This is a genomic window from Steroidobacter sp., from assembly GCF_036406195.1.
Taxonomy (GTDB): Bacteria; Pseudomonadota; Gammaproteobacteria; order Steroidobacterales; family Steroidobacteraceae; genus Steroidobacter.
In genome coordinates this window covers 99,805-125,395 of sequence record NZ_DASWVW010000056.1, presented here as the reverse complement: position 1 = coordinate 125,395, position 25,591 = coordinate 99,805, and the positions used below count along the sequence as shown (strand labels likewise).

Sequence of the window (25,591 nt, the reverse complement as noted above, 5' to 3'; positions counted from 1 at the left end):
ATTACCTCAGCACGCGATGCATGGTGGCCACCAGTTGCGCCGGATCGAATGGCTTGACGATCCAGCCCGTGGCCCCCGCTTCCTTGCCTTCTTTCTTACGGTCCGGGCCGGCCTCGGTGGTCAGCATCAAGATGGGGGTATGGCGATAGGCCGATTCGCTGCGCAGCGCGCGAATCAACTCGATGCCATCCATCACCGGCATGTTGACGTCCGAGAGCACCAGGTCGAAACCCGATTGACGCGCCAGCTCGAGCGCTTCCTTGCCATCGCTGGCGGAAATCACCTCGAAGCCGGCGCTGGTGAGCGCGATGCGCACCATGTCGCGCATCGAGGGAGAATCATCGACGGCCAGGATCCGCGTCATGCCGCAACTCCTTTTGACTCGAGCCCGAGCAGTTCGCCGACGCCGAGCAAGCGCACGGCATCCTGCAGTGCCAGCGACTCGCCGCGCCAGGTGACGCTCTGATTACGACCGCTGCGATCGCGCACGAAAGCGCACAGCAGTTGCATGGTCGCGGTATCGACACGTTCGACGGCGCTCACATCAAGAGTCACGTCGGTGCTCTCGTTCGCGACGGCGCATAGAGAAGTCTTCAGAGCAGCGGCATCCTTGACGCTGCAATTGGCGGCAAGCACCACGACCGGGTCGGCCGCCTGGGCGGGCTCGGCGACGGCCAACTCGGCAGGATCGGCCACGACGGTTTCAGCGTTGGGATCCACGACTTCGGCCGTGGGGTCGGCGCAAGCTGCCACAGTTTCGGCGACGGCTTCAGCCGCCGGTTCAGATTCAGCAGCGACGGCCTCGGCCGCGGCCTCGATGGTCTCCACTGCCGCTTCGACCGCTGGCTCGGCGGCGACGGGCTCGGCAACCAGCGCTTCGACGGCGGCCGGGCTCATTTCATTAGTGAGCGCCACCTCGGGCAGGTTGTCCGTGGCCGCCTCGACCGACCTTTCAGCGGCAACAGCGTCCACGACCGGCACCTTGGCAGCGGGTGCGGTTTTGGCGGAACGTTTGCGCTTCCTGGTTTTCATGCTCGATGACGTTCGTGCTACTGATTTCACAGATTCGGGATTCATATCGGCATGCAGCAGGCCGGCTTTAGATGGCCTTTAGGTGAGCCATGTCGCACTACTTAACCCTGGTCGGCTCAAGCTCCGGGATTCCCTGCCGTTAAATTGGTGAAGCAGTTCACGGTGGGCTCCAGCTCGCGCGAGCGAAGTCTTTTATATGCGTATCGACCTGGTGGACTTTCGCAGTACCAGCCCGGCAGGGAGCTCCAGCCCCAGCCTGCTGCCGGAGTGGCGTGTTGGCGCGCTCCTGCAGGTCGTTGCCGTGCGCGACGCTGCCAGCGGTCAGCTGTGGCTCAACATCGGCGGTCAGCGGCATCCGGCGCGTCTGGCGTCCGGCAATACCGCCGGTCCCGCCAATGGCGAAGTGCTGCAGGTTCGCGTGCTGCGTAACAGCCCGGTGCTCGCGCTGGAAACTCTCTCTACTTCCACGCGCATGGGCACTGAAGCCGAAGCCACGGTGGTCGCGAATGCCATGCGGCGTTTCGTTCCCCGGCAAGAAAGCGCGGCGCTGATGCTCGCGAACCTTTCCTGGCTCGCCCAAGGCAAGAATGGCGCGAGCGAGCTCCCAAAAGCCGTGATGCAAGCCGCGACAAAGCTCTGGCAGGCTTTGCCTGATGCCGATTCCCTCGGTGACCCCGAGGTGCTCGAGAATGCGATCCGTCGCTCCGGCACTTTTTTGGAAACAAATCTCGCCGACGCCGCTCGCGCCGGCACGGCCGATCCGAAACTGCTCGCCAACGATCTGAAAGCTCTGATGCTGACGCTGAGCCGCGCCTTGCGCGAGCATGGTGCGCGGCCGGCCGCGGCCCATTCGGATACTGCGATGAATGCGCCCGTACCAACGGCGCGGGGTCCGCTGACTGTGCTGAATGCCGCGCCGGCGACATTCTCGATGCTGGAAGCCGCCGATCAGCAGCTTAATGAATTATCACGTCAGACCGACGGCGCCCTCGCCCGCCTGACGACCGCGCAGATCACCAGCACCTCGCCCGACCCTGCCGTGCAATCGATGCTGGTGGAATTGCCGGTGCGTCACGAAGACCGCGCCTCCATGCTCCGCCTGAGAGTCGAGCACGACCACTCGCGAAAGCATTCTGGCGGCGGAGATTCATGGAGCGTGGAAGCCGCAATCGATCTCGGCCAGGTCGGAGCGCTGCACGCGAAAGTTACGTTGGCCGGCCATCGCATCGGCGTGCAACTGCGCGCGGAATCGCCGGCAATCGTCGAAGCGTTGTCGGCACGGGCCGGCGAGCTGGAAGCCATTCTTCGCGAATCGGGCCTGGAGATCGATCGCATCGTTTGCTTGCACGGCATGCCGGTCGGCGACACCGGCGCTCGGCCTGCTCGACTGTTGGATGTACGAGCATGAACGAGCGCCCTCGTCCGCCGATTGCCGTCGCGCTCCACTACAACGTCAACGGGGCTGGCGCGCCTCGTGTCGTCGCCAAGGGCGACGGCGAGATCGCCGACAAGATCATCGAGACGGCGCGCGAGCACAACGTTCCGTTGCAGGAGGATGCGGCGCTCGCCAGCGCGCTGTCGAAATTGGATATCGGCCGGGAGATTCCCAAAGAACTGTACGTGGCCGTGGCGCACGTGCTCGCGTTCGCCTGGTCGGTTGCAGGCAAAAGTCCGCCACCGGCCAGCTCCATGCGGCCAGACGATCACACCACATCGCTGCCACTGCTGCCGAACGCGTCGGCTCGACGATAGTGATGGAATAGGGCCGCGTCCTTGCGGCCATCCACCGAGGAGATCTTTGTCAGCCCACCACGCTGAGCAGCGAGCCACGCTTGCGGCCCGTCGATTGCGGGGCCGAGGCAACCTGCTGCAGAGGTGCGGACTGACCTGCCTGCTGGCGAGCCTGCCAGGCGGCGACTTCCGGTTGTGACTTCGCGGCGTGCAGGCGAGTCAACAATTCAGCTTCGTGACGCGTGATGCCGCAGTTGGCCACCAGGTCTTCGATCGACGAACCATTCTTGGCCATGCGCATGGCGAGGTCGTAACCGCGCGCCTGGGCAGTGGCGACCGCTGCGATTTGCGGCCGGCGCGCATCGGTTTCGACGCGTTCGCTCATCGCTTCGATGCGCGCGCTCATGACCGTCACGGTCTCATGCAAACTGCGCATTTCGGTGAAAGCCCGCTCGAACTGCTCACGCAGCGCCTGCGAGTCCCGCTCGTCGGCACGGCGCCAGCGCGTGAACGCCAACGCGAACACCCAGAACGCGCCGATCAGCATCACGGCACGGCCGGCGATCAACACGGTCTCCAACGAGGGATTGGGCAGAATTTCAAACATCGCGACTCCCGTGACATTGATCACATTCGGACGCGGCTGCACTACCAGGTCGGTAGTGGCTCTGGCCGGCGTCAAACCTTTGGCGCGCGCCTCCGGTCTCCACGGGATACGAAGCAGAATGCATGCCACTTTGCGGCGGCAACGGCGGGAAGCGCCTCGGCGCGGACCGGTTTTGAGACCGGGTTATCGTTCGGAACGAAGACGCACAGCCGAAACCGCCCATAGCGCGGCATGCTCTGCATCGAGCTGCCGTGCGGCCTGGTCGGCCAGCGCCAGATCGCCGCCGCGCGCGGCGTGCTCTATGGCACCAGCAATGGCTCAATCGAGCCGGCCAGCCATCCTGGCTGTTTTACCTACCCGCCTGCCCGCGTGTGCATCGTTTGTGCTTCACGCCGGAGTTGTTCCAGTGGCTCGCGCATGAAAGCGAAGTTGCTCTCGCCCGCGTGCTCCCGCAAATGCATCAGCGCAGCGTCCGTCACCGCCAACGCGCCCGCGGCATCTCCCATTCGCAATTCCAGCCGCGCGCTTTCGATCGCCAGTTGCAGGTAATCCAAATCGAACGCCGCGGGCGCCTGCAACGAACCTCGCTGCGCGAGTGCGGCACGAGCGGTGGGTAGATCGTTGCCGGCGAGGGCCACATGAATGACTGCGGCCAGATAGCTATCCGAACTCTGGGCAGGCAGGCCATAGTAGGTCGGCAGCTGACTCACGTGCGTCAGCTCGGCTCTGGCCTCGGCGATTTTCCCTTGCAACGTGAGCGCACGCGCGCGCACATCCAGATAGCGCACCCCGTTGGGCACGAAGCGACTGCCCAGTTCCAGCCAGTGCTCTGCGAACGGCTCGATTGCGGCGAGTGCCTGGTCCGCACGCCCCTCCCGCAACAGCCCGTGCGCCTTGTAAACCGCCGTATCGAACTCCACCGCGGTGGGCCTGGCGACGTTCTCGGGCGTGAGCACGAGGTCGAAGTATTCATGCGCCTGCTCTATTCGTCCGGCATGGTGCAACACCTGCCCGTACAGGCCCAGATGAATGCGTGTGTACACCGAAACGTCGCCGGCATGTTGTCGTAGCAACTCGATTCCCGTGGCGTAGTCGCGCAAGGCATCGTCCACCCAGCCGAGTTGCATCTCGCAGAACGCCGCCCAGGCATAGCTCGCGCCCAGATCGCTGTAGGCCTGCAGTCCGGAGGCCTCGAACACCTGGCTCGCCGCTTTGAAGTACTCCACCGCGCGGCGCATGTCGCCCTGAGTTCGATGCAACTGCCCGAGCGCGAACACGGAATTGAAGTGTCCCGGGTCGTTCGGGTATCGAGACTTGAACAACTCCGCCGCCGCGCTGACCAGGCGAATCTCGCGCTCGGGGTCTGGCGAGAATTGAGCGATCGTAGTACCCAGCGCGCGGGCTCGCTGCAGTGAAGTGTGATCGTTGCGTGCATCGAGCACCTGCAGCGCCTCGTCGCGAGCGGCCGCCGCTTCCGGCCCTCTACCCAACAATCGGCCGGCGGTGGCCACTCCGATCAGAGCCTCGACGTAGTCGTCGCTGTCGGTCGCGCCGATTTCACGAGCGATCTTCACCGACTCTCGCGACAGTACCCCCGCCCGATCGAACTCGTTGATATCGATCAGCAGCCGGGCGACGGTATTCATGACTTCCATGCGCACCGATGGAGTGTCGGTGAGCTCGTTCAGCACTTTGTCGCTGGCCGCGACCAGCAACTCGTGAACACGCATGTTGCGTGCCTTCAGGGCGTCGGGCTGCAAGCGAGTGTTCTTCTCGAACAGAGCGGTCAGAAACGACTGGACTGCACGTTGCTTTCGGACTTCCTCCTGCGCGATGCGCGTCTGCTCGGCCGCGATCCTTGCTTGCCATGTCGTGGTCACGATGCCGACCACCAATGCGATCACGGCCAGGGATGCGGCGGCGACGGCATACTTGTGCCGGCTCATGAACTTGGCGGCCCGATAGCGCAGCGAGTCACCGCGCGCTCGTACCGGCAGGCCATCGAGGTAGTGACGCAGATCCTCCGCGAACTGATCGACGCTCGGGTAACGGCGCTCGGGCTCCTTGCGTAACGCCATCAGCAGCACGTTATCGAGATCGCCACGCAACGCGCGCTTCATTGTTTTGCGAGAGATCTGCGCTTGCAGCTCCGACCCGGCGGGTGCCGGGCGCACCCGGGTGTCATCCACCGCGGTGCTCGGTTTGCTCGGCGAGGAATCGCTCAGAATCTCGACGGCTCGCTCCGCCGCGCTGTCTTCCCGGTAGGGGCTGCGGCCCGTCAACAGGCGATACAACACCACACCCAACGAGTAGACGTCACTGGCCGTAGTGATCGGATCGCCGCGCACTTGTTCGGGGCTGGCATATTCCAGCGTCATCACGCGCACGTGAGTCGCTGTCATCTCGGCGTTTCCGCCGAAGGGTTGCGTCTCCGCCTCGGTCTCGAGCAGCTTGGCGATACCGAAGTCCAGCAGCTTCACCGTGCCGTCGGCCGTGACCAGAATGTTGCCGGGCTTGAGATCCCGATGTACCACCAGCCGTCGATGCGCGAAGCTGACGGCCGCACACACCTGTAGGAACAGGCGCACGCGCTGCGTAACCGTGAGGTTGCGCTGTTCGCAGTACACGTCGATCGGCTGGCCCGCGACCAACTCCATCACCAGATAGGGCACGCCTTCTTCGGTAGCGCCGCCATCGATGAGCCGCGCGATATTCGGGTGCTCCAGCTGCGCGAGAATCTGTCGCTCGGAGCGCATGCGCCAGGCAACTCGCGATGCGTCGTGATCGACTCGTACCAGCTTGATCGCGACCCGCGCGTGGTAGTGATCGTCAGCGCGCTCGGCGAGGTACACCTCGCCCATGCCGCCGCGGCCGATCAACTCGAGGAGACGATAGGGCCCCAGGCGCGAGCCAATCCGCAGCTTGGGAAAGATGGGTTCGGTCATCGGGGCGAACAGCGCGGATCCAATTCGATGATTGGTTCAGGCGCTATTCTGGCACGGCCGCCCGGCGCTCGGACAGCCGGATCGAACAATCAGGCCGCGCTCAGCCCTCGAACTCGAGCGCGAACAGCTTCACTTCATCCTGCTCGGCCATCTCGATCATGCGCTTGAAGTGCATGCCGCAGCTGTGCAGCACCTTGATGGAACGCTCGTTGTCCGGCGAAGTGATGGCCAGGATGCGTGCCAGGCGATGTTGCTTGTGACCATGCTCGAGCACGGCCGCAGCGGCCTCCAGCGCATAACCCTGGCCCCAGTATTCCGGCAGGAATGCATAGCCGATGTCGGGCTCGGGCAGGATGTCCCGCTTGAGTAGTCCACAGGCGCCGATCGCGACGCCGCTGTCCTTCAACTCCACTCGGTACATGCCGAAGCCGTACTGCTCGTACATGTGCAGCGGCCCGGTACGAAGATAGTTGCGCGCATCTTCCAGGTTGCGCACGTGCTTGTCGCCAATGTAGCGCAGCCACGCCGGCTCGTTGACCAGCCGCAGAACGAACTCGGCATCATCGAGGGTGAAACGGCGCAACACCAGCCTGTCGGTTTCCAGAACGCTCATGAGTCCCCCGCTCGCGGGTCCAACACTGGACTCGCTCAAGAGGCCTTTGCAGGCATGTGCGTCCGATGCTACAGGCTTTCCAGAACGCCCAGCAATTCGCTTGCCGTGCGGTTCCAGGTGAAGCGCTTGGCGCGCTCTCGTCCGGCGGCTATCTTGGCAGCGCGCAGCTCGCGATCCTTGAGCAGGCGATCGATGCCAGCGGCGATGTCATCGACCGATTCCGGATTCACCAGCACGGCGGCATCGCCGGCGATCTCCTTGGTGCCGAAGCGATCTGACGTGACCACCGGACATCCCGCAGCCATCGCCTCCATCACCGGCATGCCGACGGACTCGTACAAGGAAGGCAGCAGCAACCCCTCGGCCAGCTGATAGAGCGCGACCAGCTCCCGGTTCTCGATCCAGCCCGGCCAACGCACCCACTCGGCGATTTTCTGACGCTTCGGCTCGTCCAGCTCGTGCTCGGACAGATAGCGGTTGCTGCCGCCGGCGATGACCAGCGGCACGCCCTGAGCCGGTCCGACCTTGGCATACGCTTGAATCATGCGCGTGAAGTTCTTCGGAGGATACACAGCGCCGCAGTACAGGAGAAAGCGCGGTGGCAACGAGTATTGCGCGCGGACTCGCTCGAGCTGCTCCGGCGACAGCTGCGCGCGAAAGCTGTCGCTCAATCCCGAATAGATGGTGTGAATCCGCTCCAAAGGCACGTGCAGATATTTCTGCAAGTGCTGCGTGGTGATCTCGGACACCGAGATCAGTGCATCCGCCTTGGCGGCATAGCGAGGCACCAGATAGCGATGACTCAGCCTGTCGAGGAATCCCGAACCCTGCGGCATGGCATACCAATCCAGACCGTGACAGACCCACGAGGTCTTGCATCTGGCGTTCAGCGGAATGGAATACTTGGGATTGAACAACACATCGATGCCGTAGTCGCGCACCGCGCGTGGCACCTTGAACTGATCCCAATACAGAATCGAGCCGCCTTCCAGCAGCAACTCCCGCACACCTTCGACACCCTGAAAGGTGCCGAGCCGTTCGCGATTGCGATACATCAGCACGATCTCGTGCCGGCGATTGATCTGCACCAGCTCTCGCACCAGCTCGCGCGTATAGACCTTCACGCCACCTTCGTGCTGGTCGAAATGCCGCAACATGATGCCTAGACGCATGACATCGACTCGTCCCGGTCAGCGCCGGGTGCAATATTCAGTGAATTGCTCGCGATAGCGCGGCAACGGTGTTACATGGAACGCCTCGGCATAGCCTCCCGATGAGCCCGGCGGATTGATCAGCCCGGCGGAACGGTGCGCATTCAAGCCGATGCTTGCGTGCAGATAGTCACATTGTCTGAGCTGGCTGGCGTATTCGCGCAGCGCTTGTTTCTTCACTTCGACCGTGGCGTCGATGCGCACCAGACAATTGGGAAACAACGGCGTCCACACTTCATAGCCCATGCATTGAAACTGCAACGATGTTCCGGAGGCGGCATCCAGCAATACCCGGCTGGCAGCCCGATGATCGGGATGCTCCTCCAGATAAAACGGCAGATAGACCAGGTCGGGCTGCTGTTTCAGCAACACGTCGCGCAGCTTTTCCGCCGCCCAGTCGCATTTTTCTAGCGCGCCGTCTTCGGCATCCAGACAGACCATGCGATGCGCCCCCAAGCGCTGTAACGCCGCCCGAGCCTCGATGGTTCTCAGCTCGATCAACTCTTGTTGCTTTCGCTCCCGCTGCTCGCCGTACAGAGTGTTTACCTCGCTGCTGCCATTGCGACCATCCGTGAGAAATACCACTGTTATCCGTGCACCACGCCGAGCATGCAATGCCAACGTACCACCGCAGCCAATCGTTTCATCATCCATGTGCGGCGCCAGCACCAGGACGTTCTCGGCGCCGGGTTGCCACACCATGGCCGAATGGTTATAGACTCCGGAGACCTGCAACAGCCCGGAGGATTTCAGGTAGGGACGGGCGGCGCGGCTGAGTCGCTTGAGCAGGGCTTTGGTGAGTACTTTCATGGTCTGGCACCACGGCTATCGATTGTCGTTGTGAGCATCATGCGGTCGCATAGCCTCTGCGCCGCAGCGAGCCGAACAGGCTGCCGAAGTACATCAGGTCCACCAATAAATAAGAGCACACCAGCGCCGCGATGGTCGCGTTGATGCCAAACAAAGGTGTAAGGCTCACCGTCAGTAGCACACAAACGATGGTTCCGATCGTGATGCGCACGGCGCGCGCCACATTCAGTCTTGCGGCCAGCATCAAGCGGCCAAGCACGATCTCGACGCCCTGCGCCAGGACGATGGCCGCCATGGCGGCAATGATGGTTTCGGAACCGGCGAACCGCTCGCCCAGCACCGGCACCAACAAAGGCGGCACGGCCACATACATCGCGCCCGCCAGCACCAGCGCGAGCAACAATCCGATCAGCAGCGCCTGCCGCGTCACTCTTCGGAACGCACCTGGGTTCGTGAATACCTGGCACAACCGCGGATAAGCCGCGACACCGATGAACACCAGCGGCAGGCATGCGACCTCCACCAGCTTGAGCCCGGTCGTGTAGATGCCGGCGGCGGCTTCTCCAATCTGCAGGGAAAGCGCAATCACGCCGATGCGATTGAGCAGTTGCCCGAGCAGCCCGACCGCCGCGAACGACCACAATGTGCGCGCGCCATCGAACACGATCTGGCGGCTCATGTCTGGCCGCAGCCGCACCTTGAACGCAGCGGCCGATCGCAGCGCCAGCACTAGCATCAGCAAGCCGCCAATGGCGAATGCCACGGACGCGGCGTGCAGCGACCAGTCGAACACCCAGATCAATATCCCGGTCACGACGAAGGCCGAGCCTCGGCCGAGCAGATTGATGAACGCTGGCGGCAGCATGTGCTGCTCCGCCATCGCCGGCACGAACAGCGTCGCCGAGAACGCCGCGCCCAACTGATAGGTGGTCATCGAGGCGATGATCAGCAGCATGTGCGGCGTGGGGCGGGTGATCGCCAGATAACCGAGCAGCACCACGAGCACCACGAGGGCGATGCACACCTGCGCGCCGAGCAGGTTCGAGATCAGCTGCCGCCGGCGCTGCGCCTGCTGGATTGCGTATTCGCGGACTCCATATTCATCGATGCCCAGAGTGGCGGCGTAATACACCAGGCCGGCCAGCGCGAAGCCATAGCCATACTCGCCCATGCCTTCCGGCCCGAAACGCCGCGACACCACCAGGAACAACAGGAAATTGAGCAGATCGGCGCCGACCCGGCACAGCAGCAACGCCAGTGCGTTGCGACCGGTCTTGGACCCCGGCGAGGATGGGGGAGAAGTTGCTGTCATTACCCGCTTTGCTTCGCCTGCCGCTTTGTCTCGATCGGCCCTGCGGCGCCTTTTCCGTTATTCCGCGTTCGCATCGCGGATGGCAGTTAACGCACCGCCGTCAAGACGGTTCCCAGCCGCACGGCAGTGACAGCGCGCCGACAGCGGCTAACAGGAATTTTATCGAACGGCGGGAGCAGCCAGCGGAAGCGCGGCAGCAGGCACAGCCTGAGCCGTCGTCGCGGCCGGCTGCGGGGCGGAGATTGTTTGCTCGGTCGCCGGCGGCTCCGGCGCGGCTATCGTTGGACTTTCGGTCGCGGTCGAGTGCAACTCCGGCACGACCGTCTCGGCTTCGGGCTTGCCACGGTCGCCGGCGTAGTCGCCTTCAGGCATGCCATTGCCGCTCAGGATCACCAGCAATACGCGGCGATTGATGTTCCGGCCCTGCGCCGTTTCATTGCTCTGCGCCGGACGGTATTCGCCCAGGCCGACCACCGCGAGCCGGCGCGGGTCCATGCCGGCCTGGCTGAACAAGTGCACCACGCTGGCGGCGCGCGCCGCCGACAATTCCCAGTTCGAGGGAAACGCCGCCGAGCGGATCGGGCGGTCGTCGGTATGGCCTTCGACGCGAATCGGATTGGGGAACGGCTTCAGCGTCTCGGCCAGTTGCTTGAGAATGCCCTGGGCTTCCGGCGACAGCGTCGCGACGCCGCTGGGGAACAGGATGTCGGTACGAATCTCCACTTCCACCCACACGCCATGCCGGCGCACCACGATCATCTGATCGCGAATCAGCTGGCCCATGGCCTCCTCGACTTCGGCCGCGACGCTCTCCAGCTCCATGATCGCATTGGTCGTCATCTCGGCTTCGTAGGCTTCGGCGGCATTGCGGGCGCCGTGGCTCACGACGTCCGACACCTTCAGCGGGGTCGGTTCGAGCATGCTGCGAGGCTGACCGTCGAGCATGGCCTGCTGCACGATGGTCATGTTGATGTCGGCGCCCGAACCGACGCTCTTCTCGCCGACCTGAACGGGCTGCAAGGTGCGCGGCGAGCCGCGGAACGCGGCCACGAGCGAATCGGAGAGGATGCGATACTTGCCTTCGTTGACCGAGGACATCGCATACATCACGACGAAGAACGCCAGCAGCAAGGTCACCAGGTCGCCATAGGGGATGGCCCACGCTTCGTGGTTGGTGTGCTCTTCGTGTTGACGCCGGCGGCCCATGATTGCTGTGCGACGCGGGCTCGCCTAGTGCAGATAACCTTGCAGCTTGGATTCGATGCTGCGCGGGTTCTCGCCCTGCGCGATCGAGATCATGCCCTCGATCACCATTTCGCGCGTCTGGCTCATGGCCTGGATGGCAACCTTGAGCTTGCTGGCGACGGGAAGGAAGAACAGGTTCGCCATGCCGATGCCGTAAATGGTGGCAACGAACGCCGCGGCGATGCCATGGCCCAGCTTGGCCGGATCGGCCAGATTCTGCATCACCGCCATCAAACCGAGCACGGCGCCGATGATGCCTAGTGTCGGCGAGTACACACCCATGCCTTCGAACACCTTCGCGGCACGCGTGTCCGCCTGCTCGCGCGTGTGCAGATCGACTTCGAGAACGTTGCGGATGACATCGGGCTCGCTGCCGTCGACCACCAGCTGCAACCCCTTGCGCACGAAGTCATCGCCTTCGCGATCGATCAACGATTCGAGGCCCAGCAAGCCTTGCTTGCGGGCCGTGTTGCTCCACTCCACCATCTTGCCGATCATCATGTCCCGCTGCACGGCGGGCGGGCGGAATATCCAGGGCAGGATGGCCAGCGCGCGTTTCATCACGTGCAGCGGCGTCTGCACGCAAATCGCCGCCACCGTCCCGACGATGACGATCATGAAGGCGGCGCTCGACAGCAGCGAATGGATTCCGGCGCCCTTGAGCACCGCGCCGACCATGATCGCGCAGAACCCTAGCACCAAGCCGATGAGCGAAAGAATGTCCATGGGGCGAGTCGAATTCCTCTAACTGATCGCCGCGGTGCCGTCCGATCGCCCTCGAGCGGACCACACCTCGCGCGGCTACATGCCCAGACCGGCGAGCAGCGAATCCACGTCCGACTGACCGCTGACCGAAGGACCGTTGTCGACGCCGGGCACTGCCGGGCCGAATCCACGCGACATGCCGTCGTTCACGGCAGGGGCCACGGCCTGGGTGCCGGTGCGAGACAGGCGCACCAGATCCACCAGCGCCGCTTCCAGCTCCGAGACCAGCTTCATCACGCCGCGGATGATCTGGCCCGAGAGATCCTGATAGCCCTGCGCCATCAGCACCTCGGTGAGATTGTTGCGCACCTTGTCCATGTCGCCGCGCGATGCGTCCAGGAACACATCGAGCTGCTTGATCATGGAACGAAACTCGTCGACTTGAATCTGGCGAGCGCGGAATTTGGTCCACGGTGCGGCGATATCGGCAGCGGCGCGCGACGTGCGTTCGGCGAGCGGGCCGCACTGCTCGACCAGATCCATGGTCTTGTGCGCCGCCTCGTCGGTCATCTTCAACACATGCTCCAGACGCGCGCGCGCATCCGGGACTTCTTTCTCGGCCAGATCCACCAGCCGCGAGTCGACACTGAACCGCTCCAACGCCGACTGCAGGTCACCGGTCAGTTTGCGCAACTCGGTGAACAGGGTGCGTTCGCGCCGGTGCACGAGCATGTCGAGCTCGGAGAGGAACAGTCGCTCATCGCCGGCGGCGAGCGCACCGGCAAGGGATGCAACGCTCGAACCGTACTCTGTGCGCAGCGCTTCTATACCTGAAGTCATGATGGTCAGCCCGTGGTTCGCAATCTGGCGTGCTCGCAGCGTCAGGCCGCGCGCTGTTCCAGGATCTTGTCGATTTTTTCTTTGAGCGTGACTGCGGTGAACGGCTTGATGACATAGCCGTTCACTCCGGCCTGCGCCGCTTCGATGATCTGCTCGCGCTTGGCTTCGGCGGTCAGCATCAGCACCGGCAACTTGGCCAGCTTGGCGTCGCCGCGCACGGCCTTGAGCAGGTCCAGTCCGGGCATGCCCGGCATGTTCCAGTCGGTGATCAGGAAATCGATGCCGCCGGCCTGCAGGATGGGCAGCGCGGTCTGGCCGTCGTCGGCCTCGGTCACGTTGGCGTAGCCGAGATCGTTCAACAGGTTCTTGATGATGCGACGCATGGTCGAGAAATCGTCGACCACCAGGAACTTCATATCTTTGCTCACTTCAGCCTCTCCGTTAGTCCAAGCCCGCTTCAGATCCGGCTGTCGACGCGGTCACGCCAATCCGCCAGTCGAGCCTTCAAACGCACCAGTGCCTGTCCATGCAGCTGGCAAACCCGAGATTCCGTCACCTTCAGCACTGCGCCGATCTCTTTCAGATTCAGCTCGTCGTCGTAGTACATCGACATCACCAGCCGCTCGCGCTCCGGCAGCTCCTTGATGGCGCTGGCCAGCGCCGCGCGGAAGCCTTGCTCGGTGGCGTCGACAAACGGATCGGCACCCTCGTCTTCCACCCGACCCAGCAACGATTCCTCATCGCCGCTGGAATCATCCAGACTCGTCACTCGACAGCTCGCCGCGTCCTGCGCGATGCGGTGATACTCATCCAGCGACACGCCCATCTTGTCGGCGATCTCGCTGTCGCGGGCTTCGCGGCCAAACTCCGCTTCGATCTCGCGAACCGCCGCGGCCGCCGCACGCGCCTTGCGATGAACCGAGCGCGGTGCCCAGTCGAGCTTGCGAAGCGCATCGAGCATCGCGCCACGAATGCGGATGCCCGCGTATGTTTCGAAACTCGCGCCGCGATCCGCCGTGTAGTTGGATGCGGCTTCCAGCAGGCCGAGCATCCCGGCCTGGATCAAATCGGAAACTTCCACCGAGGCCGGCAGTCGTCCCGCCAGGTGATAAGCGATCCGCTTGACCAGCTCGGCGTGACGGACGACCAGCGCGTCGGTCTTGGGCGCGGTGGCCGCTTCCTGATAGGCACGCACGCCGCTCATCGCACCACCTCCAGGCGAACCTGGGGACGGCGGATCAAGCGCTCCACGAAAAACTCGAGGTTGCCGCGCGGACCCTCCGGTACAGGCCACTTATCGGCCTTGAGCGCCAATTTCTTGAATGCGCGGGACGCCGGGCTGGCCGGGAACGCGGTCACGACGGGACGCTGTTCACGAATTGCCCGGCGCAGGTACGGGTCTTCAGGGATTTCCCCAACGTATTCCAGGGTGACATCCAGGAAGCGGCTGGTGACTTTGTGCAGCTTTTCGAACAGTCCGGCACCCTCGCCGGGCGCGCGGGCCATATTCGCGACCACTTGGAACTTGTTGACGCCGTGATTGCGGCTCAGCACCTTGGCCAGCGCGTAGGCGTCGGTCATGGAAGCAGGCTCGTCGCACACCACCAGCAGCACGTGCTGAGCCGCTTGTGTGAACTGCACCACGCTATGCGCGATGCCGGCGGACGTATCCACGATCAGCGTGTCGACCCGAGTGCTCAGGGCGCTGAACGCCTGCACCAGGCTCAGGTGACCCGCCGCCGACAAGTTGGCCAGCTCTGCAACCCCGGAGGCACCCGGCACCACCTGAATGCCGTGCGGCGATTCCAGAATGATTTCCTCCAGCGTGCGCTCGCCGTTGAGCACGTGCGCCATGGTGTAACGCGGCGACAGGCCGAGGAACACGTCGACATTGGCGAGGCCCAGATCGCCATCGAGCAGCATGACGCGGCGGCCCGTGCTCGACAGCGACGTGGCGAGATTCACCGCCACGCTGGTCTTGCCGACGCCACCTTTGCCGCCGGTGACTGCAATCACCTGCACCGGCCCGGGATTGGCGGCGCGTTGCAGTCCGATCGATTGAATTGATTCCATGGGATTCGAATTGTTGTGACTGATGACGGGTGGGTTATTCATGCGATGGCGTGCGCCACGGTGCCGAAGCGGCGCCGTAACAGGTCCTCATCCGGTGAGGCGCCCGACTTGCGAGACAACTCGACGGCACGTGCGATCAGCTGATGCGCGCGTGCCGGCGCCAGATCTTCCGGAACTCGCTGCCCTTCGCTGACATAGGTCACCGGCAGGCGCGCGCGGATCACGGTGGAGATCGCGCCGCCCAGGCTGGTCGCTTCGTCCAGCTTGGTCAGCACGCAAGTTGCAGGCTTGGCGGCACCGAAGCGCGTGACAGCTTCCTCGATCGCACCGGCCTGCGCGGACGCAGACAGGACGAGCGCCGTTTCCATGCGCTCGCTGGCGTCGGCGAGCAACGTGAGCTCTTGTTCGAGACGCGGATCGCGCGGGCTCAGCCCGGCGGTGTCGATCAACACCAGGCGTTTGTCTCGCAGCTGTTCGAGCACATCCGCAAGCTCGGCGGCGCCGTCGATCGCATAAGCCGGCACACCGAGCAGGCGGCCGAATGTTTGAATCTGTTCCTGCGCACCGATGCGGACGGAGTCGGTGGAGATCAACGCGATATCGCGCGGGCCATGAGACAGCACCCAGCGGGCAGCGAGCTTCGCGATCAACGTGGTCTTGCCCACGCCGGTAGCGCCAACCAGTGCGAGAACACCGCCGTCCATCCAACGCTCGCCCGTCGTTTCTATTTGTCTCGACAGCAGCGCCAGCGCGAGACGATTCGCTTCCTCCAGCTCGAGGCGGGTCGGCATCTGCGCCACGATGTCGGTCGCGAGATCCTGCGCGAGGCCCAGCTGCGTGAGCTGCTTGAGAAGCTCTGTCTGGATCGGAGAGCGTCGGGAGAGATCGTTCCAAGCCAGCGTCGCCAGCTGCGTTTCCAACATACGGCGCAGCGTGCGCAATTCCTCGTTCACATCGCTGTTCGCATCGATCAGATCGAGCCCCGACAGATCCACGTTACGCTCCGGCTCCGCCTCAACGGCATAACCGCGATCGGCGCGCACAGGCTCACTTTCCCCAGCATATCGACTGCGCGCGCTGGCAGACGCGAACTGCTGCGTCAACTCGGCACGTTCGCTCGTGTATTCGCGTGTGGTCTGGCTGCGATCTCTGTCGCCTGCGTTTCGCGCTGGCGCGCGCCCACCAAACAATGCTGGATCGTGCTGAGCCTGAGCTGGCGCGGTGACTTCCCTGCTCGGCCGGTCGGCGCCGTAGGTATCGACGGGTCCGCTCTGGGCCGATGCGCCAAAAGAACCGTTGCGGCCGATACCAGCCGCCAGCTGCTCGGTCGCGGCATCTTCACCGTCATAGTCGACGGCCGCGACGACTTCAACGCCGCCCGGCACGCGCCGGCTCGACAAGATCACCGCGTCAGGACCCTGCGCGTCGCGCACCTGGCGTAACGCAGTCCGCATGTCGGCCGCACGATAATGTTTGATCTTCATATCTAGTGACTACTCTCGACCGCTCGCGTCATCGCCCGACGGCGGTGACCAAGCGCACCTTGCGGTTGTCAGGAATCTCGTTCCACGCCAGCACATGCATGCTCGGCACGATCGAGCGCATGAAGCGCGCGAGTGTCTGGCGCAGCTGCGGCGGCACCAGCAGCACGGCCGGCTCGCCGGTCAGCTCCTGGCGCTGCGCGGCTTCAGCAAGCCGACGCTGCATGCGTTCTGCCAGCCCCGGCTCCAGTCCGGGCGTGGCCGCATTGCTGCCCGACAGCGAGTTGCTCAACAGCTGCTCCAACTCGGGCTCGAGCGTGATGACGGGCAATTCGGTCGACATGCCCGCGATGTCCTGGACGATCTGCCGGCCGAGTGCGACACGCACGTGCGCCTGCAACTGCACCGGGTCCTGCGTGCGAACCGCATGTTCGGCAAGCGTCTCGACGATCGTGCGCATGTTTCGAATCGGCACGCGTTCGGCGAGCAGGCCCTGCAGCGTGCGCACTACCGTGCCGAGCGGCAGCAACCGCGGCGTCAAATCCTCGACCAGCTTCGGCGCCGTCTTGGCAAGCGTGTTCAACAGGTGCTGCACTTCTTCATGGCCCAGCAGCTCGTGAGCGTGCGTCTGAATGACGTTGCTGAGATGTGTGGCGATCACAGTGCTGGCATCGACCACGGTGTATCCAAGCGTCTGCGCGTGATCGCGCATCGATGGCTCGATCCACACTGCCTCCATGCCGAATGCCGGATCGCGCGTCTCGATACCGGTCAGCCGCCCGAACACCTTGCCCGGGTTGATCGCCAGCTCGCGCTCGGGATAGATCACGCCATCGCCCACCGGCACGCCGGCCAGATTGATGCGATATGAATTCGGTGCGAGGTCCAGGTTGTCACGGATATGAACCGTCTGGACCAGGAATCCCAGATCCTGAGTGAGCTTGCGCCGCACGCCACGAATGCGTGCGAGCAAGTCGCCGCCCTGCGCCTTGTCGACGAGCGGCACCAGCCGATAACCGACCTCGAGGCCGATGATGTCCACCGGCTGCACATCATCCCAGGTCAGTTCACGAGATTCAGACGCTGGCGGCGGCGTCGCGGCAGCGGCAGCAGCGGCTTCCAACTCTTCCTGCGACGGCTGCTGCTGTGAACGTTTGTGAAGCATCCACGCAGCGCCACCGCAGATCGCGGCCATCATCAGGAACGGCAGGTTCGGCATGCCGGGAATCAGACCCATCACGGCAAGCACGCTCGCGGCGATCGTCAGTGCGCGCGGCTGGCCGAACAACTGCCTCGACAGCTCGCCGCCCATGTCCTGAGCGCTGGACACGCGAGTCACGATGATGGCGACCGCGGTCGACAGCAGCAGCGCCGGAATCTGCGCGACCAGGCCGTCGCCGATGGCTAGCAATGTATATGTGCGCGCCGCGTCGCTGAACGACATGTCGTGGGCCATCGTGCCGATGCCCAGGCCGCCCAACAGATTGATGACCAGGATCAGGATGCCGGCCGTGGCGTCGCCGCGGACGAACTTGCTGGCACCATCCATCGAGCCGTAGAAGTCGGCTTCCTGGCGGACTTCCGCCCGACGTGCCCTCGCATCTTCCTGCGTGATCAAGCCGGCGTTGAGGTCGGCGTCGATCGCCATCTGCTTGCCGGGCATGGCGTCCAAGGTGAAACGCGCCGTCACTTCCGAGATACGGCCCGAGCCCTTGGTCACCACGATGAAGTTGATGATGGTGAGAATCGCGAACACGATCACACCGACGGCGTAGTTGCCGCCGATCACGAACTCGCCGAACGAGGCGATCACCTTGCCGGCCGCGTGCCCGCCCGTGTGACCGTTGAGCAGCACCACACGAGTCGAGGCGACGTTCAACGCCAGCCGCAGCAAGGTGGCGAGCAGCAGGACCGTCGGAAAAATGGCGAACTCGAGCGGCCGCTGCACATAGAACACCACCATCACCACGATCAGCGACAGTGCGATGTTGAAGGTGAACAGCACGTCCAACGCGATCGGCGGCAACGGCAGGATCACCATCGCCAACGCCGCCAGCATTCCCACCGGCACACCAATGCCGGAGCGCATCAGCGCTTTCAGGTCGAGCTTGGCAGCGGTCGCGGTGGCCATCATCGTTGTTCGGTGCGAAATCGATCTAGTTGTATCGTCAAGGAAGCGGCGTCATGCCGTTGGCGTCGGTATTCCGGCGCACGCCCTATAGGGTGCAACTCCCGGACCACGACCGATGCACCGCGGCGGGCGTTGGTCACAGTTTGGCAAGCTGCCGTTGAGGCGAAGGCTTAGAGCGCCGATAGCCGGCGTCGCCGGCCAGAGGGAGTGTGAACTGGGTCACGCGATGGGAACTGGTAGGTCGTGCCGCGCGCGGGGATTGCGCGCGCGATGAGCGGCGGAGGATATGTTACTGATGCGCCACGACATTCCATAACACGAAAATATTTCGGAGATCCGTCACAGTCTGCGAGGGAAATTCACTGCGGTTGTCGCTTTATTGAATAGGAACGGCAACTCCGCCAGGACGGCAGAGCTGCGGTCCCAAGGAAGCGCGAGCCGTGCAGGGATCGCACGAGACGTCGAGAGTCGACAGGGAGTCGATGATCGGCGTGCTGCTGCCAGGAGATGTGCAGGCTCGCTAACCTTCCTGACCGAAGCGCAATTCGATCTCGCCGCGGATCGTGAACGACAGTCCGCGGCGAGAGGCGTTAGAGATTCGGCGATCGTGGTTATTCCTCGACCGTGACATCCGGCCGCGGCGGCGGCTGGAAGCCGGAGCGCTTGGCCACGCGCAGCTGAAAGACATAAGTGAGAACCTGAGCCACGGCCTGGTACACCGTCGAGGGAATCTCTCCGCCGATATCCACGTTCCGATACAACACGCGGGCCAGCGGCGGCGCCTCGAAGATCGGCACATTGTTCTCCGTCGCGATCTCACGAATGCGCGCGGCGACCAGATCGACGCCCTTGGCCACTACGATCGGCGCGCGCATGCGCTTCTCGTCGTAGCGCAGCGCGACCGCGAAGTGGGTCGGGTTGGTGACGACCACGTCGGCCTTCGGCACGTCCTGCATCATGCGCTGGCGTGCCATTTGCTGTTGCAGCTGGCGGATGCGCCCCTTCACTTCCGGCGAGCCTTCCGCTTCCTTGTGCTCCTCGCGGATTTCCTGACGGCTCATCTTCAACTGCTTGGCGTGCGAGTACAGCTGATAGGGCACATCGATGCCCGCGATGATCAGCAGGCCGGCAGTGATGGCGATCAATGCCTTGCCGCTCAATGTAACGGTATGCGCGATGGCCTGATCCAACGGCTCCTGCCCCAGATTGAGCAAGGTCGAGGCGTCTTTCCACAGCACCAGCACCGCGACCAGCGCGACCACCCCGAACTTCGCCAGCGCCTTGATCAGCTCCACCAGCGCACGCATCGAGAACAAGCGCTTCACGCCTTCGAGCGGATTCAACCGCTTGAACTGCGGCGCCAGGGCTTCGGTGCTGAACGCCCAGCCACCCAGCACCAGCGGCGCAAGCACGGCGGCCAGACAGATGATGCCCAGCACAGGCGCGCAGATCTTCAAGCCTTCGACCGCGGCACTGGCCAGCGCCGGTGCCATCCGAGACACATCGAGCGCTTGCTCGCGGCTGAAGGTGAAGCTCCGCTGCATCAGCAGGTAGAGCTTGCCGGCGAGATGGTCGCCCATCATGTACAAGGCTGTCGCCGCCGACATGGTCACCGCGGCCGCGCTCAAGTCCTTCGATCGGGGTATCTGACCCTTGCGCCTCGCTTCCTCGAGGCGCTTGGGAGTTGCGCTTTCTGTTTTTTCCTGGGCGTCGTTGTTCTCCGCCATGGCGGCTCACTCCCGTGCAGTGACTAGGGCGTGATGGCGAGCAGCGTGCGGATGACTCCGAACGCCGCTTCCAGGGATTGAACGAACGTGGCCAGGACGCCGGGCAGGGTCAGATACATGATCACCAGGCCGGCGAGCAGCGAGATCGGGAAACCGACCGCGAACAGATTCAACGTCGGAGCGGCACGGCTCATGACGCCGAACGCGAGATTCACCACCAGCAGCGCCGCCATGCCAGGCAGTGCGACGGCGAGCGCGCCAGCAAACAACTGGGTGCCCCACTCCACCAGGCGCCAGATCATCGCACCCTCGAGACCGGCCAGGCCCACCGGCAAGGTCGTGAAGCCTTGCACGAAAACCTCGAGCAACACCAAATGGCCATTGATGGCGAGAAACGTCAGCGTCACCAGGATCATGTAGAGCTGGCCGAGCACCGGCGTGCTCGCACCGCGCAATGGATCGACGTTGAAGGCAAAGCCCAGACCCATGGTGTTGGAGAGCAACTGCCCGCCCATCGCCAACGCATCGAAGATCAACTGCAACGCGAACGCCGTGGCGAAGCCGATGAGCAGCTGATGAATCGTCACGATGACGGAGGCGAAGGAAAACACTGCCACGTTGGCCGGCGCAGGCACGAGCGGCGCGACGATCAAGGTGATCGCCCCGGCCAGCAACAAGCGCACGCGCGCGGGCACGAAGCCGGCGCCAAAAATCGGCGCCATCATGAAGCAGGCGCCAATGCGCAGGAACGGCCACAGGTACTGCGCCAGCCAGGCTTCGAGCTGACCCGTGGTGATATTGAGCATCGAGGCGCGTCAACTAGCCGATCAAGCCTGGAATGCTCTCGAACAGCTCACGCGTGTATCCCACGATGAGCTTGAGCATCCACGGGCCGGCGATCACCAGCGTCGCCGCCATGCCCAGCAGCTTGGGAATGAACGACAGCGTCATTTCGTTGATCTGCGTGGCCGCCTGGAACACGCCGACCAGCAGACCGATCATCAATGCCGCCAGCAGCAGCGGCGCGGCCAGCAGCATGGTGATCTCCAGCGCGCGCTGGCCGATAGTCATTACGGTTTCGGGCGTCATGTGTAGAAGCTCGCTGCCAGCGTGCCCATGATCAGGCCCCAGCCATCGACCAGCACGAACAGCATCAGTTTGAAGGGCAACGAAATCAGCACCGGCGAGAGCATCATCATGCCCATCGACATGAGCACGCTGGCCACCACCAGGTCGATGATCACGAACGGAATGAAGATCAGGAAGCCGATCTGGAACGCCGACTTCAGCTCGCTGGTGGCAAACGCCGGCACCAGGATGCGCAGCGGCACGTCTTCGGGCTTGTCGTAGCCGTCTCCGCCGGAGATGCGCACGAAGGTCGCGATGTCGCCTTCTCGTGTCTGGTCGAGCATGAAGCGCTTCAACGGCTCGGCGCCGGTCGTCATGGCGGTGGTCGCGTCCATCGTGCCTTGCATGTACGGCTGCACCGCCTGAGTGTTGATCTGATCGACTACCGGGCCCATGACGAACAACGTCAAGAACAACGACAGTCCGATCAGCACCTGGTTCGGCGGCGCCTGGCCGGCGCCGAGCGCCTGGCGCAGGATGGCGAGCACGATGACGATGCGGGTGAACGACGTCATCATCAACACGATGCCCGGCAGCAGCGTCACTGCCGTCATCAGGATCAGGATCTGCAACGTCAGCGAATACTGCTGGCCACCGCCGGGTGCCGTGCTCACGGTCACCGCGGGAATGCCCTGAGCAAAAGAAATGAAAGGCACGAGCAGCAGCATGGCCGCGAACGCGCACCGCGCGAGCTTGTGGTCGCGCAGCTTGTGAAGAGCTCGCGTCACAGACCGAGGCTCCGCTTGAGAATCGACTTGAAATCGGTGGGATGCGGCGAGGTTGAGCCTTCGATGGCAGACGTGCTCATCGGATTCGGCGTTTGCGGCGCCACCGGTTCATCGAGCACATGCAGCGTGTTCACGCGACCGGGCGCCACGCCGAGCAACAGCTGTTGCTTGCCCACTTGCACGAGCACCACTCGCTCCTTGGTACCGACCGCGATATCTGTAACAACTTGCAGAGCGCCATTGCCGAAGCGGCCGAATCCACGTAGGCGACGCGTCAGCCACGCACCGGCGAAGACAATGCCGAGCACCAGCAACAGGGACAAAGTCACCTGAGTGAGGCTGCCTGCACCGACGGCGGCGGGAGCTTGCGAGGCTTCCGGTGCGGCGAACTTTTCCGCAGCGAACGCCATGGGAGCCGCGAGACACAACACCGCGATCCCGCCTGTCACGGCCAGGCCTCGAAGCGCCACGCCGCGGATGACGGACAGCATCAAATTGCGGGGCATGAGAACCTTGCCCTGACTCACTTCGATTCGACTCACTGCGACTCGACTCACTTGTCGGAGCTCACTTCAGCTTGCGGATGCGCTCGGACGGCGAGATCACGTCGGTGAGACGGATACCAAACTTTTCGTTCACCACGACCACTTCGCCGTGCGCCACCAGCGTGCCGTTGACGAACACATCGAGCGGTTCGCCGGCGGCGCGATCCAGCTCCACCACGGAGCCCTGATTGAGCTGCAGCAGGTTGCGGATCGGAATGCGCGTGCGACCCACTTCCATGGACAGCGTGACGGGCACGTCGAGGATCACGTCCAGGTTCACATCGGACGTGTTGAGGCTTGGGCCCGGATCGGCCGGTGCCGATGCGGCTTTCTCCCGCTGCTCGCGCTCCAGCAACTCGGCGAATTGCGCGGCCTGCGCCGCTTCCATCTGTTCTCTAGTCATGCTCATGGCATCAAACCTTCGCGTTCAGTAGGTCCAGCATCCGCGGACGAATACGGGAAATGCGTTCTTCGATCTGCACGGCCTGCTGGCCGTTGGAGACGCCGAAAGTGCCTTTGAAGATGGGCACGTCCTCGGCGAGGATGGTGGCGCGGCCGTTGAAGTCACAGGGCAGGATGTCGCCGGCCTTCATGTCCATCAGCTGGCGCATGGTGATCTTGGCGCGTCCCAACAGTGTGGTCAGCTCGACGTCGGCATCTTCGATCTCTTCCTTCAGCGCGCTCACCCAGCGCTCGTCGTGCTCGACGCGGTCGCTGGCCACGCCGGCATCGAGCAGCTCGCGCAGCGGCTCGATCATGGCGTACGGCATGGTGACGTGAACGTCGCCACCGCCGCCGTCCAGCTCCACGTGGAAGCTGGTGACCACGACGATTTCGGTCGGGCTGACGATGTTGGCGAAGTGCGGATTGATCTCGGAGTTGAGGTATTCGACATCGAGCCGCTGCACGTGCGACCACGCTTCCTTCAGGTCGGCGAAGATGTGTTTCAGCAGCATGTGGATGATGCGCTGCTCGGTCGCGGTGAATTCGCGGCCTTCGATCTTGGCGTAACGGCCGCTGCCGCCGAAGAAATTGTCCACCGTGGCGAACACCAGCTTGGGGTCGAGCACGACCAGGCCGGTGCCACGCAGCGGCAGGATACGCACGAGGTTGAGATTGGTCGGCACGTGCAACGAGTGCACGTACTCGCTGAACTTGAGCATCTTCACCGGAGCCACCGCCACTTCCGGCGTTCGGCGCAGCAGATTGAACAGACTGATGCGGAACAGTCGCGCGAACCGCTCGTTGATCATTTCGAGCGTGGGCATGCGCCCGCGCACGATGCGAACCTGGTTGGCGAAATCGTAGTTGCGCGCCTCGCCGGGCGCGGCGGGCGCTTCGGTCTTGACGGCGCCGCTGTCTACGCCGTGTAGCAGCGCATCGATTTCGTCTTGATTTAGAATGTCACTGCCGGACATACGCAGGTCTCTTTGGTTGGCGGCGCCCGGCTACTGCATCACGAAGCTGGTGAAGTACAGCTGTTCGACGTTCTCGGCCTTGCCGCCCTCGGCAGCGATCACGTCGGCAACTGCTTTCAGCGCTTCCTGGCGCAGCTGTTCCTTGCCCTCGCGCGAGCTCAACGTTTCGAACGTCTGCCCGCCGAGCAACATCAACAGATCATTGCGCAGCTTCGGATCGTGCTGCTTGAGCAGATCAGCGGTCGCCACGTCGCGAGTCATTACCTCGATGCTCACCTGCAGGAAGCGCATAGCGCCCTTGTTCTGGAAATTGACCACGAACGGCGGATCGAACTTGCTGTAGATGGCCGGCCGCTTGGCCGCCGGTGCGAGCTGGGCCTCTTCCTGCGCCGCGGCCTGCTTCCCGGCCAGGTAAAAAACGGCGGCGCCGCCGACAGCACTCGCCGCCAGCAGCGAACAGATCACGATCACCAGCATTTTCGATTTGGCAGGCGCCGCAGGGACGGCACCACCAGGAGCATCGGACATCGCGCATTCCTCGAACTGAACCTCGTCGCACTCGATCAAGAGCAAGCGACGTGCCACGCCCTGATGCGGATGCGCAAGTGGTTAATTCCAAAGAGAAATACGCCAAAATCGCAGTGTGAACTGCGACACATGGCCGGCGCGCGACAGAATCTTGGCGCGGGCAAATGTGACGCGCTCCACAAGCCCCGACGCGCGCGGATTCGCTTGCGTCAAAGGCTGGACGCGCAGTCGTTACCGTCGTTGCTCAGCCTTCGAGCGGATGTTTCGGCGTTTGCAACGTCAGTTGGTAGAAAACCAGGTCCAGCCAGCGACCGAACTTGAAAGCGCACTCGCGGATGGTCCCCGCGTACACGAACCCGAGCTTCTCATGCATGGCGATGCTGACGGTGTTCCCTGCGTCGATGCCGGCCACCATGACGTGCAGGTCCTGGGCGCGAGCCGCTTCGATCAGGCGCTCCATCAATGCGAGACCGAGCCCCTTGCCGCGATGATCCTGGTGAATGTAAACCGAATGCTCGACGGTGTATTTGTTCGCAGGCCGATCGCGGAACATGCCGTAGCTCGCGAAGCCCATCAGCATGCCCGCCTCGTCTACCACGCCGATGACGGGGTACCCCTTGGTTTCCTTGGCCTTGAACCAGGCGACCATGCTCTCGGGCGTGCGCTCCTCGTAGTCGTACAGGCCGGCCGACGTACGAATCTGTTCGTTGAAAATGTCGAGAATGGCTTTGCCATGCGCCTCGAGCGTGCATGTCACGAACTTCATCGACGATCTCCTCTG

The 25,591-nt window shown here is 63.5% G+C and carries 27 protein-coding genes; 2 read left to right on the top strand and 25 right to left on the bottom strand.

Annotated features, from left to right (window positions below; genetic code table 11):
• Position 1: 1 nt before the first annotated feature.
• Together VGE08_RS22185 and VGE08_RS22180 are read right to left on the bottom strand one after the other, a co-directional pair.
• Complete coding sequence (locus VGE08_RS22185) at positions 2-364, bottom strand: response regulator (RefSeq protein WP_331070114.1); 363 nt, start codon at positions 362-364, stop codon at positions 2-4.
• Entirely contained in the window at positions 361-1,032 is a 672-nt protein-coding gene (locus VGE08_RS22180) for an STAS domain-containing protein (RefSeq protein WP_331070113.1), read from the bottom strand. The genes VGE08_RS22185 and VGE08_RS22180 overlap by 4 nt, the downstream gene beginning before the upstream one ends.
• Before the next feature lie 196 nt (positions 1,033-1,228).
• Between VGE08_RS22180 and VGE08_RS22175 the strand changes: the two genes are divergently transcribed.
• Both VGE08_RS22175 and VGE08_RS22170 read left to right on the top strand, forming a co-directional pair.
• Positions 1,229-2,440, top strand: a complete 1,212-nt coding sequence (locus VGE08_RS22175; RefSeq protein ID WP_331070112.1) for a flagellar hook-length control protein FliK — start codon at positions 1,229-1,231, stop codon at positions 2,438-2,440.
• Complete coding sequence (locus VGE08_RS22170; protein WP_331070111.1) at positions 2,437-2,784, top strand: EscU/YscU/HrcU family type III secretion system export apparatus switch protein; 348 nt, start codon at positions 2,437-2,439, stop codon at positions 2,782-2,784. Before VGE08_RS22175 ends, VGE08_RS22170 begins: the two co-directional genes overlap by 4 nt.
• Positions 2,785-2,833: 49 nt before the next feature.
• Here the strand turns inward: VGE08_RS22170 and VGE08_RS22165 are convergent, their stop codons facing one another.
• The 23 genes from VGE08_RS22165 to VGE08_RS22055 all read right to left on the bottom strand — a co-directional run bounded on the left by VGE08_RS22165 (position 2,834) and on the right by VGE08_RS22055 (position 25,576).
• Positions 2,834-3,370, bottom strand: coding sequence for a DUF2802 domain-containing protein (locus tag VGE08_RS22165; RefSeq protein ID WP_331070110.1), 537 nt, complete (start codon positions 3,368-3,370; stop codon positions 2,834-2,836).
• Between the two features lie 353 nt (positions 3,371-3,723).
• Positions 3,724-6,315, bottom strand: a complete 2,592-nt coding sequence (locus tag VGE08_RS22160; protein WP_331070109.1) for a serine/threonine-protein kinase — start codon at positions 6,313-6,315, stop codon at positions 3,724-3,726.
• Between the two features lie 100 nt (positions 6,316-6,415).
• Positions 6,416-6,928, bottom strand: coding sequence for a GNAT family N-acetyltransferase (locus tag VGE08_RS22155; RefSeq protein WP_331070108.1), 513 nt, complete (start codon positions 6,926-6,928; stop codon positions 6,416-6,418).
• A gap of 68 nt (positions 6,929-6,996) precedes the next feature.
• Positions 6,997-8,100, bottom strand: a complete 1,104-nt coding sequence (locus VGE08_RS22150; protein ID WP_331070107.1) for a glycosyltransferase family 1 protein — start codon at positions 8,098-8,100, stop codon at positions 6,997-6,999.
• Between the two features lie 18 nt (positions 8,101-8,118).
• The gene (locus tag VGE08_RS22145) at positions 8,119-8,949 is read right to left on the bottom strand and encodes a PIG-L family deacetylase (protein ID WP_331070106.1); all 831 of its coding nucleotides are present in this window, start codon (positions 8,947-8,949) and stop codon (positions 8,119-8,121) included.
• Positions 8,950-8,986: 37 nt separating this feature from the next.
• Complete coding sequence (locus VGE08_RS22140; protein WP_331070105.1) at positions 8,987-10,261, bottom strand: lipopolysaccharide biosynthesis protein; 1,275 nt, start codon at positions 10,259-10,261, stop codon at positions 8,987-8,989.
• Between the two features lie 159 nt (positions 10,262-10,420).
• Positions 10,421-11,467 (bottom strand): flagellar motor protein MotD, encoded by a 1,047-nt coding sequence (gene motD, locus VGE08_RS22135; RefSeq protein ID WP_331070104.1) that lies wholly within the window; start codon positions 11,465-11,467, stop codon positions 10,421-10,423.
• A 24-nt stretch (positions 11,468-11,491) separates the two neighbouring features.
• On the bottom strand, positions 11,492-12,232 hold the full coding sequence (locus VGE08_RS22130; RefSeq protein WP_331070103.1) for a flagellar motor protein: 741 nt from the start codon (positions 12,230-12,232) through the stop codon (positions 11,492-11,494).
• A 75-nt stretch (positions 12,233-12,307) separates the two neighbouring features.
• Positions 12,308-13,051 carry a protein phosphatase CheZ gene (locus VGE08_RS22125; RefSeq protein ID WP_331070102.1) on the bottom strand — a complete coding sequence of 248 codons (744 nt, stop codon included), beginning with the start codon at positions 13,049-13,051 and terminating at the stop codon, positions 12,308-12,310.
• Between the two features lie 41 nt (positions 13,052-13,092).
• The gene (locus VGE08_RS22120) at positions 13,093-13,467 is read right to left on the bottom strand and encodes a chemotaxis response regulator CheY (RefSeq protein WP_349258773.1); all 375 of its coding nucleotides are present in this window, start codon (positions 13,465-13,467) and stop codon (positions 13,093-13,095) included.
• A gap of 41 nt (positions 13,468-13,508) precedes the next feature.
• Complete coding sequence (locus VGE08_RS22115; RefSeq protein WP_331070100.1) at positions 13,509-14,255, bottom strand: RNA polymerase sigma factor FliA; 747 nt, start codon at positions 14,253-14,255, stop codon at positions 13,509-13,511.
• Positions 14,252-15,124 (bottom strand): MinD/ParA family protein, encoded by an 873-nt coding sequence (locus VGE08_RS22110; RefSeq protein ID WP_331070099.1) that lies wholly within the window; start codon positions 15,122-15,124, stop codon positions 14,252-14,254. The genes VGE08_RS22115 and VGE08_RS22110 overlap by 4 nt, the downstream gene beginning before the upstream one ends.
• A gap of 38 nt (positions 15,125-15,162) precedes the next feature.
• Positions 15,163-16,608: a flagellar biosynthesis protein FlhF gene (gene flhF, locus VGE08_RS22105; RefSeq protein ID WP_331070098.1), complete on the bottom strand. Its 1,446-nt coding sequence runs from the start codon at positions 16,606-16,608 to the stop codon at positions 15,163-15,165.
• Positions 16,609-16,636: 28 nt separating this feature from the next.
• Positions 16,637-18,736 (bottom strand): flagellar biosynthesis protein FlhA, encoded by a 2,100-nt coding sequence (flhA, locus tag VGE08_RS22100; protein ID WP_331070097.1) that lies wholly within the window; start codon positions 18,734-18,736, stop codon positions 16,637-16,639.
• Positions 18,737-19,347: 611 nt separating this feature from the next.
• Positions 19,348-20,463, bottom strand: a complete 1,116-nt coding sequence (flhB, locus tag VGE08_RS22095; RefSeq protein WP_331070096.1) for a flagellar biosynthesis protein FlhB — start codon at positions 20,461-20,463, stop codon at positions 19,348-19,350.
• Positions 20,464-20,486: 23 nt separating this feature from the next.
• A complete protein-coding gene (gene fliR, locus VGE08_RS22090) occupies positions 20,487-21,269 on the bottom strand; it encodes a flagellar biosynthetic protein FliR (protein WP_331070095.1) in 783 nt (260 codons plus the stop codon).
• A gap of 13 nt (positions 21,270-21,282) precedes the next feature.
• Positions 21,283-21,552 carry a flagellar biosynthesis protein FliQ gene (fliQ, locus tag VGE08_RS22085; protein ID WP_331070094.1) on the bottom strand — a complete coding sequence of 90 codons (270 nt, stop codon included), beginning with the start codon at positions 21,550-21,552 and terminating at the stop codon, positions 21,283-21,285.
• Positions 21,549-22,259: a flagellar type III secretion system pore protein FliP gene (gene fliP / locus VGE08_RS22080; protein ID WP_349258772.1), complete on the bottom strand. Its 711-nt coding sequence runs from the start codon at positions 22,257-22,259 to the stop codon at positions 21,549-21,551. The genes fliQ and fliP overlap by 4 nt, the downstream gene beginning before the upstream one ends.
• A 56-nt stretch (positions 22,260-22,315) precedes the next feature.
• Positions 22,316-22,861 (bottom strand): flagellar biosynthetic protein FliO, encoded by a 546-nt coding sequence (fliO, locus tag VGE08_RS22075; protein ID WP_331070092.1) that lies wholly within the window; start codon positions 22,859-22,861, stop codon positions 22,316-22,318.
• A 25-nt stretch (positions 22,862-22,886) separates the two neighbouring features.
• Entirely contained in the window at positions 22,887-23,273 is a 387-nt protein-coding gene (gene fliN, locus VGE08_RS22070) for a flagellar motor switch protein FliN (RefSeq protein ID WP_331070091.1), read from the bottom strand.
• 4 nt (positions 23,274-23,277) lie between these two features.
• Positions 23,278-24,282 carry a flagellar motor switch protein FliM gene (gene fliM, locus VGE08_RS22065; RefSeq protein WP_331070090.1) on the bottom strand — a complete coding sequence of 335 codons (1,005 nt, stop codon included), beginning with the start codon at positions 24,280-24,282 and terminating at the stop codon, positions 23,278-23,280.
• A 30-nt stretch (positions 24,283-24,312) separates the two neighbouring features.
• On the bottom strand, positions 24,313-24,810 hold the full coding sequence (locus tag VGE08_RS22060; RefSeq protein ID WP_331070089.1) for a flagellar basal body-associated FliL family protein: 498 nt from the start codon (positions 24,808-24,810) through the stop codon (positions 24,313-24,315).
• Between the two features lie 244 nt (positions 24,811-25,054).
• Entirely contained in the window at positions 25,055-25,576 is a 522-nt protein-coding gene (locus VGE08_RS22055; protein ID WP_331070088.1) for an N-acetyltransferase family protein, read from the bottom strand.
• Between the last annotated feature and the right edge of the window lie 15 nt (positions 25,577-25,591).